This window comes from Candidatus Cloacimonas acidaminovorans str. Evry (genome assembly GCF_000146065.2).
GTDB classification, from domain to species: domain Bacteria; phylum Cloacimonadota; class Cloacimonadia; order Cloacimonadales; family Cloacimonadaceae; genus Cloacimonas; species Cloacimonas acidaminivorans.
In genome coordinates this window covers 896,505-910,516 of record NC_020449.1, presented here as the reverse complement: position 1 = coordinate 910,516, position 14,012 = coordinate 896,505, and the positions used below count along the sequence as shown (strand labels likewise).

Genomic DNA, 14,012 nt, shown 5'->3' with positions numbered 1-14,012 from the left:
GACAGGATTTAACGAATTTATTGTATTTAATGGAATTTATACGAATTTAAAATTGTTAATTTGTCATCTTTTTCTCGGTGCTCTCAGTATTCTCGGTGTTCTCGGTGTAAAAAAATCTGCGTAATCTGCAAGATACTGGAAACTTCTTGACACTTTGCTCAGGTTTAGAAATAGAAACCACAGGGTATTACCATACCTGAATAAGATTAAAAAAACAGGGAGAAAAAATGAAATATTTTAGAAAACTGGTAGGAGAAAAGTGTTATCTTTCCCCCGTTTCTATGGATGATGTGGAAAAATACACGGAATGGCTGAATGATATGGAAATAGGGCAATTTGTAACACTATCTCAGATAGTTCTGGATATGGAAAAGGAAACGGAGCTGTTGCGTAAATTGATGCGGGAGAATTATATTTTTGCCATTGTGGAAAAAGATACTAATAAGGTTATCGGAAATTGTGGAATTCATCAGGTCTCACAAGTTCACAGAAATGCTTCTCTGGGAATTTTTATTGGGGAAAAGACCTTTTGGAATCAGGGTATTGGAACTGAGGCAACGAGTTTGCTTCTGGATTTTGCTTTCAACATTTTAAATCTGCATAATGTTTATCTTTCCGTGATGTCCTATAACAAGCGTGCTATTCGTTGTTATGAAAAAATCGGGTTTAAAAAAGTGGGAGTACAAAGAGAATTTATGTTTGTTTCAGGACAATATCACGATGTTTTTATTTACGATATACTGGCAAGCGAATTCACCAGTCCCTATGTGAAAAAGATTTATGACTATAGCATCAGTGATGAAGCGGGACGCAGTAAAATAAGCATTGTTTAAATGTTACCCAAAATAAAAGGACAGGAAAATGCCTTAGAGCTTTTAGATAAGGCAATTGAAAATGATCGTATAGCTCAGGCATATCTTTTTTACGGAAGTGATGGAGTTGGTAAATTTACCACTGCCCTCTATTTCGGAATGGCAGTTAATTGTTTAGCTACCAGCGAATTAAAACCCTGTGGCGAGTGTGATGCCTGTCATAAATTTTTGCAGTTGGAGCATCCTGATTTCGTTTATCTCTTTCCTACTCCCAATTTGAATCTCAGTGTAGAGGGAGAGATTAAGAATACGGACGCTCAAAAATCGTATGAAGCATATTTGCAGAATAAAATTAACACTCCTTGGAAGGACTTTTTTTTCAAAGACGCTACGGAAATCCGTAAAGAAAGCATTACGCTATTGAACAAACGCCTGGAACTATCCATCCATGAAGCAAAATACAGAATAGTAATTATTGAAGATGCAGATATGATGAATAATGCTACTGCCAATGCTTTTCTAAAAACCCTGGAAGAACCTCCGGAACGAACTATTATAATTCTCATTACTGAACGCTTGCCATTAATTTTACCGACGATACTTTCCCGCACTCAACCTGTTTATTTTAAGCCCTTAACAAGGGGTGTAATTGAGGAAATTCTAATCAACGAATTTGAAATCAATTCCGCTTTAGCCAGGTCTGCTTCCAGAATTTGTGCCGGTAACTTGAAAACTGCCATTAGAATTGCTTCGGAAAGTGAATCCCTTTCCAGTAATTGGGCTTTTGAAATCTTTTCCCTGGCAGCAGAAGAAAATGATTTGGGTTATTTGGAATTGGCAGAAAGGTATAAAAAACAGCAAACAATAGACCAGGTAATTGATTTACTAAAATATATCCGGATTATTGCCAGTGACTTAGGTTCCCTTTCTACTAATCCTGATAGCGAAATTACCAATATAGATAAATTAGATTTCTTGAAACCAATCGCAGAAGCAAATTTAGGAATAGATGACCGACTTTATGATTTCCTGCTTTTTCTGGAAGACCTCAATCGTAAAGTTGAGGGTTATGCCAATTTGAATTTGGTGCTGACCAACCTCTATTTAAACTGTAAACATTTGCTGAAACCATAAATGGAAGCTAAAGGCACTCATCGGACTTTGGCAAAAAACATCAGTGTGATGTCCATTGGTGTATTCATCAGCCGCATTTTCGGTTTAATTAGAGACCAGGTGATGGCTTATTTCTTTGGCACAACTTCTTTGAATGATGCCTTTAATGTGGGCTACAATATTCCCAATTTATTAAGACGCCTTTTTGGAGAAGGAGCACTTTCCACAGCTTTTGTTCCTCTTTATAATGACATTAAGATTAAGCAGGGTAAGGAAAAACAGATAGAATTTGCTTTGAACCTGCTGAGCGTTTTAACTTTTATTCTTTGTATCTTAACAATTTTAGGAATAGCTCTTGCCCCGTTGATTGTGAAATGTCTTTATCCAGGTTTAGCATCTGAAACGAAAGTTCTGGCTATAAAGCTTACGCGGATTATTTTTCCCTATCTGTTTTTCATTGGCTTATCTTCTACTTTTATTGCCATTTTGAACTCGCATAACTATTTTTTTATGACGGGACTTTCTTCCGCTTTACTCAATATCGGGATGATTGCCACAGTTCTTATTCCCTATTTTGTGTTAAAAGTGAGTGGAGAGGATTTAATTGTTTGGGCTGGTGGGGGAGTTTTAGTAGGGGGTTTTTTACAAACGGTAATCAATCTGCCTTACCTGAAAAAAATTGGTTACCGTTGGGCGATTTATCTAAAGTTTGGTTCGGAGGCATTATCTGTTCTCTGGAAGCGCTTTATTCCCAGTATGATAGGAATTGGAATTCGGGAAATTAATTTGATAGCGGATGCGTTGATGGCATCTTTTTTACCAACTGGTTCAATTACGGCATTAAATTTTGGCAATCGTTTAATGCAATTACCCTTAGGTATTTTTGCCATTTCCACGGGAACAGCTGTTCTTCCTTTTTATTCACGCTGTGTTTCCACTGAAAATTATCAAGAGCTCTCGGAAAGTATTCGTTTTTCGGGTTTGAATTTGGCTTACATTATGCTGCCGGTAACGACTATTATTTTAGCTTTGGGTGAGGACTTTGTACGCATTTTATTTGAAAGTGGAGCTTTTCAGGAAGACGCGGTTTGGATGACTTCCCAGGCGTTAGTATTTTATTCCTTGGGTTTAATTTTTTATGGCTTGAATCAAACAATTACCCCTGTATTTTATGCTTATAAAGATACCAAAACACCTGTGAAAATTGCTGCGGGAATGGTAGCTTTAAATATAACCCTGAATTTTATTCTGATGCAGTTTATGGCTCATCGGGGTTTAGCTTTATCTACTTCTATAACTGCCTGTGTAAATTTCTTTATATTGCGTACCCTGATCCGTAAAAAGATGCCGGAAATATCTTTTTCGGGGATTGCCATAAATATTATTAAATCCCTTTTGATTTGTGGTGTCTTATATCTTTTGCTCTATATAAGCTGTAATCTTTTCCCTGTAAGCGGCAGAATTGCTTTACTAATAAGAGATGCAATACTTTCTGTTATTACTCTCGGGCTGTTTTATCTCACCGGTATCCTGTTAAAAATTGATTATCTTAATCAGGCAGGCAAAAAATTATGCCAGCGTTTTCTGAAGAAATAGAAACAAAACTTGCTTTGCTTCCTGAACAACCAGGTGTTTATCTCTGGAAAGATAAAGACGGAACTATCATCTACATCGGCAAGGCATTAAACCTGAAGCATAGGATAAAGAATTATCTGAATCCCGCTGGCAAAGACCTTAAAACAGAACATCTGATAAAGAATATTGCCGATTTGGATTACATCATTACCAATAGCGAAGCCGATGCCTTTATTTTGGAAGCAACTTTAGTTAAACGTTACCGTCCCAAATATAATATTATGCTGAAAGATGATAAACGCTATCCTTTCGTGAAAATAACGGTTAATGAGCCCTTTCCCAGAATCTTTATTACGCGTGAGTTGCTGAAAGATAATGCCAAATACTTTGGTCCTTACACAGAAGTTCGCTATCTGAGAAATACTTTACGCGATTTGGAATGGATTTTTCCTTTGCGTAGTTGCAATAGAAATATTCCTAAAATAAAATATAAACAACCCTGTATGAATTTTCAGCTGGGTAAATGTCCTGCTCCCTGCATCGGAAACATCAGTCAGAAGAACTATGCCAAGACCGTAAATCAGCTCTTGCGGTTTTTCAATGGACGCTATACGGAACTTTTAGATGAACTGAGAACGGAAATGCAAAATGCCTCTGCAGAACTCCGTTTTGAGGAAGCAGGAAAATTCCGTGACCGCATTATTGCCATTGAACGCATTCAAAAAAGACAATCCGTTTTCAATGTGGAAGGCGGAAACATTGATATTATCGGCTTTTATAGGGAAGAAAAAAGAGCCGTCTGCGTTATTCTGAAAATGAAAAACGGAGCTATTATTCATCAGGAAAATTATCCGCTTACAAATTTGGATTATGAAGAACCGGATAGTATCCTGGCAAGCTTTTTACAACTTTACTATGCTGATAGAGAAGAAATGCCGGAAGAAGTTCTGTTGCCTTTTGCACCTAAAGATATGGATAAACTGAATTCCTGGCTGGGCAATAAATTACAGATACCCCAAAGAGGAGAAAAAACCAAGCTGATTGCAATGGCAAAAACCAATGCCTTTAACATTGTAGAAGAAAGCAAACTGGCACATTTAAGAAAAGCCAATCGGACTATTTTCCCTGTTCAGGAACTGAAAGAGGCATTAAAATTGCCTAAACTACCGCGGAAAATCGTTTGTATGGATATTTCTACCATCCAGGGAAGTGATACTGTTTCTTCTGCTGTCTTTTTTGAAAACGGGAAAAGCAAAAAGAAATACTATCGCCATTTCATTATTCGCAGCATTGAAACCCAAAATGACTATGCCGCTATGCAGGAAACAATGGCTCGTTTTTTAACGGAAACCGAAAAAGAACCCCAAATGAAACCGGACCTCATAGTTATTGATGGAGGAAAAGGACAGCTTTCAGCCAGTGAACAAATATTACGAGCTTCCGGAAAGAACGATATCAGTATAATTGCCTTAGCCAAAAGAGCAGAGGAAGTTTTTGTCCCTGGAAATGAACAATCCATCATTTTACCGCGTTCATCTTCCGCTTTACGATTATTGATCAATATCCGAGATGAAGCACATCGTTTCGCTCTCTCTTTACATCGCAAAAGACGCTCCCGCAGAACATTGGAAAGTGAATTGGAAAGTATTTCCGGCATCGGAGAAAAAAATAAATTTCTGCTGTTGAAAGAACTGGGCAGTGTGGAAAATATTGCCAACGCGAATAGGGAAACTCTGTCTAAAATAAAAGGTATAGGACCTAAAATCGCAGAGAAGATATATAACCATTTTCACAGCACATAAAATTCCCTCCCTTTTTAATTGCGCTTCTTAACTGCATTACTGAAGCATTGCTTACCCAATACTAATCCCATCCGTAATGGGTAAGCAATGGGTAAGCAATGCTATTAAGGAAGAAGTTATGTGAAATACATAATTTATTGCAAATCAAGGTGGTTGCAAGGTGAAGAGTGAGAGCTAAAGTAGTGAGATTTTAAACAAAGAGAAAAAGAGAAAAAGAGAAATAATGGAGAATGGAGAATGAACGGTGAAAAGGTGAAGGGTGAAAAGTGAAGAGTGAAAGGTGAAGGGTGAAAAGTGAAAAGTGAAAAGTGAAAAAGTGAAAAGATAAAAAAGTGAAAAGGTGGAACACCGGAAATAAAATAGTGAGTTAACTTAAAATTATAAAATCTAATCCGTGTCATCTGTGAAATCTGTGAGAGCTTATTCCGTGTAATCTACGAGTGATTTATCAGTGTAATCTACAGGAAACAAAAACAAAAAATTTTTACTCAATTTATTATTTATTGCCCTTCAGATAGTTACATCCATTACTCTAAAATAGCAAATACTACTTATTACTATTCTAACTCCAAGTATAACAAAATAATAAACATTCGTCTTTCAACTGAAATAAGGAGAACAGTAATTTAGAAATTTGAAAAAAAATGCATTTTGCACTTGACAAGAAAAACGAAGTGTCATATAAGAACCACAGGAACTCAGAAAAACTCAAAAAATCTCAAGGTGGTTCACGGAAATGAGACAAAAAAGCACGGACAGTAAAGCAAAGAACGGTTTTTTTAGGAAACCGGAAAAAAAGGATGTCAGCTATGTCTGGTGAATTTCTTGGTATCTTTGAAAATGCTGTGCATAAACAAAGGGTAATAATTCCGGCTGCTTTCAAGAAGAAATTTTCGGAAGAAGCGGAAAAAAAGGTTGTTGTTACTTTAGGTCCCAATAATACGATTGCCATTTATCCTTTGGATTGCTGGAAAGCAACACTGGAACGCTTACAAAACGGTGATGAACATTGTCATAAACTTCGCACTCAATTAATTGATTTTGCGATGACGGAACAGGAATTGGAAGGACCTGGAAGGGTGCGCATTCATGAAATGCTATTAAATGAAGTTGATATTACGGATAGTGTTGTTATTAAAGGTGAAGGACATTATATTTCACTTTGGAATCCCAAGGTTTATAATGAAGTGCGTGCCAGTAAACTCAATCAACATCGTAAACAATTCACTTCTGAGGATTATCAATTATGACTTTTCACACTCCGGTGATGGTTAAAGAATGCCTCTCCTACTTAAATTTGAGAGCAGGATATATTTATGTAGATGCCACAACCGGAGGTGGAGGACATAGTTTAGCTATGCTAAAAGCCCAACCTGAAATTAAGCTATATTGTTTTGACCAGGATAGTGAGGCAATAGAAGAAGCAGGAAAAATACTTCATAACTATAATAATGTAGAACTGATACAAGCTAATTTTAAACAATTACGCACGGAGCTTGCCTATCGTAAAATAAAAGGAATTGATGGCATTCTTTTTGATTTGGGTGTTTCTTCTCACCAGCTGGAATGCACGGAACGCGGTTTCAGTTTTGAAAAAGATGCTCCTTTGGATATGCGAATGGATAAAAACCTGAAAAACAGTGCCTATAATGCGGTTAACGAATTGGACACTAAAACACTGACCAATATTTTCAGAGAATACGGAGAAGAACAAAATGCCTATCGTATAGCCAAAGCCATAGAAAAAAGTTCCAAACCTATAAAGACCACAAGAGAACTGGCAAAAATTGTAGAAAGCATAGCAGGAAAAGGAACAAAAGCATCATTAAAAACCAAAGTTAGAGTTTTTCAAGCATTAAGAATTTATGTAAATAAAGAATTGGAATCCCTTTCCCTTGCTTTGCAGGATGCCATCAATCTGTTAAATCCCCAAGGCAGGATAGTTGTTATCAGCTATCATTCGCTGGAAGATAGAATTGTGAAACAGACATTTAAAAAAGCGGAACAGAAAAATGAAGAGCAGTCGGTTTTACCTAATAGTAATAAAAACCATCAGCAGCAGTTAATTATTTTAACCAAAAAACCTGTAACAGCCACGGAAGAAGAAATTTTAGTTAATCCCCGTTCACGCAGTGCAAAATTGCGTGCGGGAGAAAAAGTGCAAAGGGAAAAAAGAGAAACAAAAACCAGTCGGAAACCAAACCGACAAAATTCACAGGAGGAAAAATGAGAGGAAAAATCCTGATTCTCGTGTCCCTATTCGCAGTTGTATTTTTTCTCAATTTTTATAACAACAACCGCATTGTGAATTATACCAGACAAATATCTACTCTGGAAAAGACCTATTATGCGGAAAAGAACATTAATACGGAATTACTGGTAGAGCTTGATGATTTACGCAGTGGAAAGCATATTGCTTCTTTAGTAAGAGTGGAATTGAGCAATTTCATTCCTGAAAAACAAGCAGGTAAAATTATTTATGTGCATGAGCCCTCTCCCAAACAGGAAAAGAAGACCTATTGCATCATAGACCTGTTGTCTAAAAAAGCAGAAGCCAAGAATGTGCAAATTTTGCTGGACTAAGATGAAATCCCGTTATTACTTTTTAGTTGTTATTTTTGCTCTGGTAGCTGTTATCTGGATTGCATATTTATTCTGCATTCAGATTTTAGACCCTTTTCATCTAGCAGGCGCAAGAAGAATGCGTTATACACCCCAAAAAGAAATCCTGATTCCGCGTCGGGGTTCTATTTTAGATGCCCAGGGTAATCTTTTAGTAAGCTCCGTAATCTATTATCAGATAGATATTGACCGTAGTTCTGTTGCATCTTGGGCAAAAGAAGAAAAAATACCTTTAGAAAAAGCATTTGAAAAGTATGCCGAGGTTATGTCCTCTCACACCACTCTAAATAAAGATGATGTAATAAAGCGCTTGAATTATGGAAATAAAACCAGTTCTATTCAAATAAGCAATAAAATAAGCGAAGTGGAACTGGATAAATTAATCAAGGAACTAAAGACAAAGGATATGCCCGGTTTGGTTCACAGCTTTGCCTCAATGAAAAGAATTTATTCCAAGGACATTTTAGCTGCCAGAGTTTTAGGTTCTGTGCGCGAGGTCTCCGATGGCTATGACCCTGCTACAAATAGTAAATCCCTCTACAAACTTGCCGGGGTCTGCGGAATTGAATCCACTTACGATAAATACCTTTCCGGAAACTACGGTTGGAAAGAAGTTGTTTTAGATGCTAATCATCAACCTGTTCCCTATCCTAATCTTCATTCCAAAAAGCCGGAAAACGGATATAATTTATATTTAACAATTGATTCCAAGATACAGGAGATTGTGGAAAATGCCCTTTACGAAGGGATGGAAAATTATGGAGCCAAAAATGCCGGCGCTATTGTTATGGACCCCAATACAGGTAAAATTTTAGCTATGGCAGGTGTTTCCGGAGAAGATAAAACAGAAGACCCCAATTTCGTGAGGGTAAAATCCAATATTCCTGTTAGTTTTATGTTTGAACCCGGCTCTACAATGAAGCCCTTAACTATGCTACCAGCAATTGAACACAAACTCGTTAAACCAACTGAAACATTTCAGTGCGGTAGATATCAAGTAGGACGAAGGGTTATTTCCGATACGCATCAATATGGAGAATTAACTCCCCGGGAAATTATAACCAAATCCAGCAATGTAGGTATTGCTAAAATAGCTGAAAGAATTGGTCCTACGCGGCTTTATGAAAATTTCATCGCTTTGGGTTTTGGCCAAAAAACGGCTTTGAATTTGGCAGGTGAATCCAGTGGAATGTTTGCCAAACTGCAAAATTGGGATGGCTATACTTTACATTCCATAGCTTTTGGACAAGGAATTTCTACTACTGCATTACAACTTGCCACTGCCTATAGTGCCATAGCTAACGGTGGAAAACTGATGAAGCCCATAATTGTGGAAACCATAAAAGATGACGAAGGCAAAATTATTGAACAATTTGAGCCCTCCGTCTTACGCAATGTTGCCTCTACCGCTGCTACGGATACAATTAAATCCTATCTGCAAGGAGTTGTAGATTCTGGAACTGCCAGACATATAAAAATGGATTATATTCAGGTTGGCGGTAAAACAGGAACCGCTCAAAAAAATATAACCGGCACTAAAGGTTACAGCCAGGGAAAATACAGTTCCGTATTTATAGGTATGTTTCCTATTGAAAAACCCCAGATGGTAGTTGTGGTCTTTTTTGATGAACCTGCTCCCGGTTTTCATTATGGCAGCACAAGTAGCGCTCCAACCTTTAAAAAGATTGTGGAAAATATCCTCTTTATGCCCGATTGTCAGATTTTACCCTATAATGAACGCTTGATGCAGACCTCGTTAACTATGCCAAAATTAACCGGAATGCATCTCTTTCAAGCAGAAAATACACTTAGCCATTACGGTTTTCAATATAAAGTGGAAGGACCCGATTCTGCTTCCATTGTTATAGATCAATATCCTAAAGCGGGAGTTACGGTAGACCCCCATTATCCTATAACCTTAAAAATAGGACCCAATGCCGATAAAAAAGCTCCCGTTTATGAAACAGGCACGATGCCCAATTTAGTAGGACTTAGTTTACGGGAAGCATTAAAACAGGCATCAATTCAAGGACTGGCAGTTAATATTCGCGGTTCAGGAATGGTGCGTTCACAATCCGTGCTTCCAGGAAGTAGAATTCTGAAAGGCAGTAAATGCTATCTGGAGGCATCTTTGTGATAAACAGAATCCTATATGCCCTTCAACAGCATTCTCTCCTTGTGGAAACAGCAAATTTGGCAAAGCTGGAAAACTGGCAAGGAAAAGTGCAGACAGATAACCGGAAAATTAAGCCCGGAGATATATTTGTCTGCATTCAAGGTGCTAATTTTGACGGACATAACTTCATCAATTCCGCTTTGGAAAAAGGTGCCGCTATTATTGTCTGCAGGGAAATCAATAAAAGAGATATACCCTATATTAAAGTGAAAGATACTCGTAAAGCAGCTGCTGTTATTGCCAGAACCGTAATGCTGCCCCAAAAAATTCCTTATACATTAATAGGTATAACTGGAACGAATGGCAAAACTACTACTTCCTTGTTGCTCTATGAAGCATTAAGAAATCTGGGCTTCCGTTGCGGCTGGATTGGAACTTTGGGTTACTATATTGAAGGTAAAGCATTCCCCTCCGAAAGAACAACTCCCGATATCATTGAACTGAATGAAATTTTTGGGCAAATGATAGAAGCAAAAGTTGATTATGTGGTGATGGAGGTTTCTTCTCATTCTCTTTCTCTGGACAGGATTTACGGAGTTAAATTTGACTACTGTCTATTTAGCAATCTGGGACGCGACCATCTTGATTTTCACCAAACCCTGGAAAATTACGGCAAAGCCAAGATGAGCTTTTTTGAACAAGGAGCAAAAGATGGCAGCATATCTGTTATCAATACGGCTGATGCTTTTGGAGTTCAGATAAAGGATATGCTGAAAGAAAAGCAGGCAAAAGTTTATTCTCTTGGGGGCAATGATGCTGAATTTCAATACTCGGATATAAAAACGGATATAAACACCAGCAGTTTTAAGCTGATTGCGGAAAATTGCGAAATTCCGGTTACCAGTCGTTTAATTGGCAGTTTCAATATTCAAAACCTGGGTTTAACAGTTTTAACATTATATGCTTTAGGATTCAGTCCTGAGGCAATACACAATTCTCTGAAGGATATTCCTCCCGTTCAAGGCAGATTGGAAAGAGTGGAAAATAACTTTAATATCGGAATTTTTATTGATTATGCCCATACCCCCGAAGCAATAGATAATGTGTTAAAAGCAGTGGAAGATTTGCCTCATAAAAGGATTCTCTGTTTAATCGGCGCTGGAGGCGATAGAGATAAGGGTAAAAGACCTTTAATGCTAAAATCAGCTTTAAATCATAGTGATGTTGTTATTATCAGTGACGATAATCCTCGTAGTGAAAATCCGGAAAGGATTATTAAAGATATTGTTTCCTCTTCAGATATCTTTTTGCCTTGGTGGATTATCAGAAATCGGCAACAGGCAATTTCTTCCATAATCCGTCTTGCCCAAGAAGAGGATATAGTTCTTATCTGTGGAAAAGGAAGTGAAGATTATCAGGAAATTGAAGGTGTCCGACATCATTTTAATGACCGCGAAGAGACCTTGAAAGCTCTTGCCGAAAAAGAAATAAAAGATAAAGCTGATGACGAATTGATTTTGCCGATAGATCAAACCCTGTTGAAATTATTACTCTTGCCAAATTGGGAACCAGAACCTAATGGATACCAAGAAACATATTCTTATAATTATCTTTCTATAGATTCCCGTTCTATAAAGCCGGGAAGTGTTTTTATAGCTATAAAAGGTGAAAAATACGATGGACACAGCTATCTGGGAGATGTCCTGAAAATTAAAGAGAATTGTGCAATCGGGGAAATACCTTATCCGCTTAATCAATTCTCAGAGGAAAATAGCTATTATCAAGTGGAAAATTGCCTTGAGACAATGGGGCTTATCTGCAGAAAATATTTACAGCTGTTCCCAGCCAAGAGAATTGCCCTCACAGGAAGCACAGGTAAAACTACCTGTAAAGAATTAATGGCTCAAGTTCTGCAAAGCTCAGCTCCCGTTTTAAAGACACTGGCAAATGAAAATAATATAATCGGCTTATGTAAAACTATTATCAGAATCAAGCCGGAACAGCAGTATGCAATCTTTGAACTGGGAACCAATCACTTTGGAGAAATTGCTGCTCTGGCTGATGTAGCTAATCCTGATATTGGTATTATTTTGAATATCGGACCTTCTCATCTTGAATATTTCGGGGATGAAGAAGGCGTTTTTAGAGAAAAAATCACTCTTTTTAAGAGACCGCTTGCTTTGCGTTTATATCCTGGGGATGATTTTCGCTTTGATTATCTTGCCAATGAAGGAATAAGCATCGGTTACAATGAGAATAGCGATTATAGAATAACTCGGCATAAATGTAATAAAGATAATCAATCGTTTTACTTGAATGAGGACTTGTGGTTTTTACCTTATGGAGCGCCACACTATGCAATAAATTCTGCTTTTGCCATTGTTTTGGGATTAAAACTGGGAATAGACAAAGAAAAGATGCAAACGGCATTAAATAAACCTATTCAGCTGGAATTGAGAAATCAGGTAGAAAAAAGAGGAACAGGATTATTAATTCTGGATTGCTACAATGCTAATCCTTATTCAATGCAAAAAGCACTGGAATATTGGCAGGAACTAAATCCGGAACAACCTCATTATGCTATTTTGGGTGATATGCTGGAACTGGGAGAAAGCTCTATTTTATATCACCAAATGATTTCCGCAATGTTAGCAGAAATGCGTTACGAAAAATTATATACTGTTGGAAACTATTCCCGTATTTATCATCCGGAAAAAGAAAGCCCTATTTTTCATTACAACACAGTGGAAGAACTGATTGCTGACCGAAAATTGAATTCCCTTCCCGAAAATGCCATTATCTTAGTAAAGGGCTCACATGCAATTCAGTTGGAGCGTGTAATCCCTATCTTGAAAGGAGAGGACTAATGTTTTATCATCTTCTATACCCTCTGGCAAAGTATAGCATTGTTTTTAATGTTTTCCGCTATGTAACCTTCCGTTCCATAGGAGCTTTCATTACTTCCCTAATAATATCTCTATTGGTAGGTCCTGCCTTTATTAGAATGCTGAAAAAAAAATCTGCTGTAGAGACAATAGATGAAGACCTTCCGGAAAGGCATCGTTTGAAACAGGGAACTCCGACAATGGGAGGTATAATTATTCTGGTTTCATTGCTGATTTCTTCTCTTTTATGGAATGTATTAACCAACCCAGCAATTTTAATGATCATTCTCACTACTGTTTGGTTAGGTATCTTGGGTTTTTTAGATGATTATTTGAAAAATTATGTGAAAGCTAAAAAAGGACTAATTCCCCGTTATAAACTTTTAGGTCAGATTTCCGTCGGTTTAATTCTTACCCTGGCTATCTACTACAGCAGCTCCGTTTCGGAAAATATTACTGCTCTGCAAATTCCTTTTTTCAAAAACCTGATAGTTCCCTTGGGCTGGGTTTTCATTCCTTTTGCGGTTCTTTTTATAACCGGAACTTCCAATGCCGTAAATTTGACAGATGGCTTGGATGGATTGGCAGCCGGAACTTTAATCTTTTCTTTTTTGGGCTTGGGAGTGATGAGTTATTTGAAAGGAAACTACATAGCAGCGGATTATTTGAATCTGGAATTTATTTCCAGTGCTGGAGAACTGACTGTTTTCATCAGTGCTATAATGGGAACTTTAATGGGTTTTCTTTGGTTTAATAGCTATCCAGCAGAAGTTTTTATGGGAGATACCGGTTCTTTAACCTTAGGAGGTATTGCCGCTGTAATTTCTATTTTGCTGAAAGAGGAAATTTTCTTTTTTATTCTTGGCTTTATCTTTGTATATGAGGCACTTAGTGTTATTATTCAGCGTTTCTGGTTTAAATATACAAAGCGCAAATACGGTGAGGGACACAGAGTTTTTCTTTGTGCTCCGGTTCATCATCATTACGAGCTGAAAGGTATTCACGAATCCAAAATAGTGATGCGTTTTTATATTGTGGCTGCCTTGCTTACTGCAGTTGCCTTATCAACTATCAAGCTACGCTAAAG

Annotated in this window: 10 protein-coding genes; all 10 read left to right on the top strand. The window is 37.4% G+C overall.

What is annotated here, in order from left to right; genetic code table 11:
* Positions 1-227 precede the first annotated feature (227 nt).
* The 10 genes from CLOAM_RS03800 (at position 228) to mraY (ending at position 14,010) form a co-directional block, all read left to right on the top strand.
* Positions 228-833 carry a GNAT family N-acetyltransferase gene (locus tag CLOAM_RS03800; RefSeq protein WP_015424535.1) on the top strand — a complete coding sequence of 202 codons (606 nt, stop codon included), beginning with the start codon at positions 228-230 and terminating at the stop codon, positions 831-833.
* A complete protein-coding gene (locus tag CLOAM_RS03795; protein WP_015424534.1) occupies positions 834-1,946 on the top strand; it encodes a DNA polymerase III subunit in 1,113 nt (370 codons plus the stop codon).
* On the top strand, positions 1,947-3,521 hold the full coding sequence (gene murJ, locus CLOAM_RS03790) for a murein biosynthesis integral membrane protein MurJ (RefSeq protein ID WP_015424533.1): 1,575 nt from the start codon (positions 1,947-1,949) through the stop codon (positions 3,519-3,521).
* Positions 3,497-5,302: an excinuclease ABC subunit UvrC gene (gene uvrC / locus CLOAM_RS03785; protein WP_015424532.1), complete on the top strand. Its 1,806-nt coding sequence runs from the start codon at positions 3,497-3,499 to the stop codon at positions 5,300-5,302. The genes murJ and uvrC overlap by 25 nt, the downstream gene beginning before the upstream one ends.
* A gap of 809 nt (positions 5,303-6,111) precedes the next feature.
* The gene (locus CLOAM_RS03780; RefSeq protein ID WP_044278905.1) at positions 6,112-6,552 is read left to right on the top strand and encodes a division/cell wall cluster transcriptional repressor MraZ; all 441 of its coding nucleotides are present in this window, start codon (positions 6,112-6,114) and stop codon (positions 6,550-6,552) included.
* Positions 6,549-7,532, top strand: a complete 984-nt coding sequence (rsmH, locus tag CLOAM_RS03775; protein ID WP_015424530.1) for a 16S rRNA (cytosine(1402)-N(4))-methyltransferase RsmH — start codon at positions 6,549-6,551, stop codon at positions 7,530-7,532. Before CLOAM_RS03780 ends, rsmH begins: the two co-directional genes overlap by 4 nt.
* The gene (locus tag CLOAM_RS03770; protein WP_044278904.1) at positions 7,529-7,885 is read left to right on the top strand and encodes a hypothetical protein; all 357 of its coding nucleotides are present in this window, start codon (positions 7,529-7,531) and stop codon (positions 7,883-7,885) included. Before rsmH ends, CLOAM_RS03770 begins: the two co-directional genes overlap by 4 nt.
* Positions 7,863-10,061 (top strand): penicillin-binding protein, encoded by a 2,199-nt coding sequence (locus CLOAM_RS03765; RefSeq protein WP_015424528.1) that lies wholly within the window; start codon positions 7,863-7,865, stop codon positions 10,059-10,061. The genes CLOAM_RS03770 and CLOAM_RS03765 overlap by 23 nt, the downstream gene beginning before the upstream one ends.
* Entirely contained in the window at positions 10,058-12,907 is a 2,850-nt protein-coding gene (locus CLOAM_RS09285; RefSeq protein ID WP_157859999.1) for a UDP-N-acetylmuramoyl-L-alanyl-D-glutamate--2,6-diaminopimelate ligase, read from the top strand. Before CLOAM_RS03765 ends, CLOAM_RS09285 begins: the two co-directional genes overlap by 4 nt.
* Entirely contained in the window at positions 12,907-14,010 is a 1,104-nt protein-coding gene (mraY, locus tag CLOAM_RS03750; RefSeq protein WP_015424526.1) for a phospho-N-acetylmuramoyl-pentapeptide-transferase, read from the top strand. The genes CLOAM_RS09285 and mraY overlap by 1 nt, the downstream gene beginning before the upstream one ends.
* The last annotated feature ends 2 nt before the right edge of the window (positions 14,011-14,012 follow it).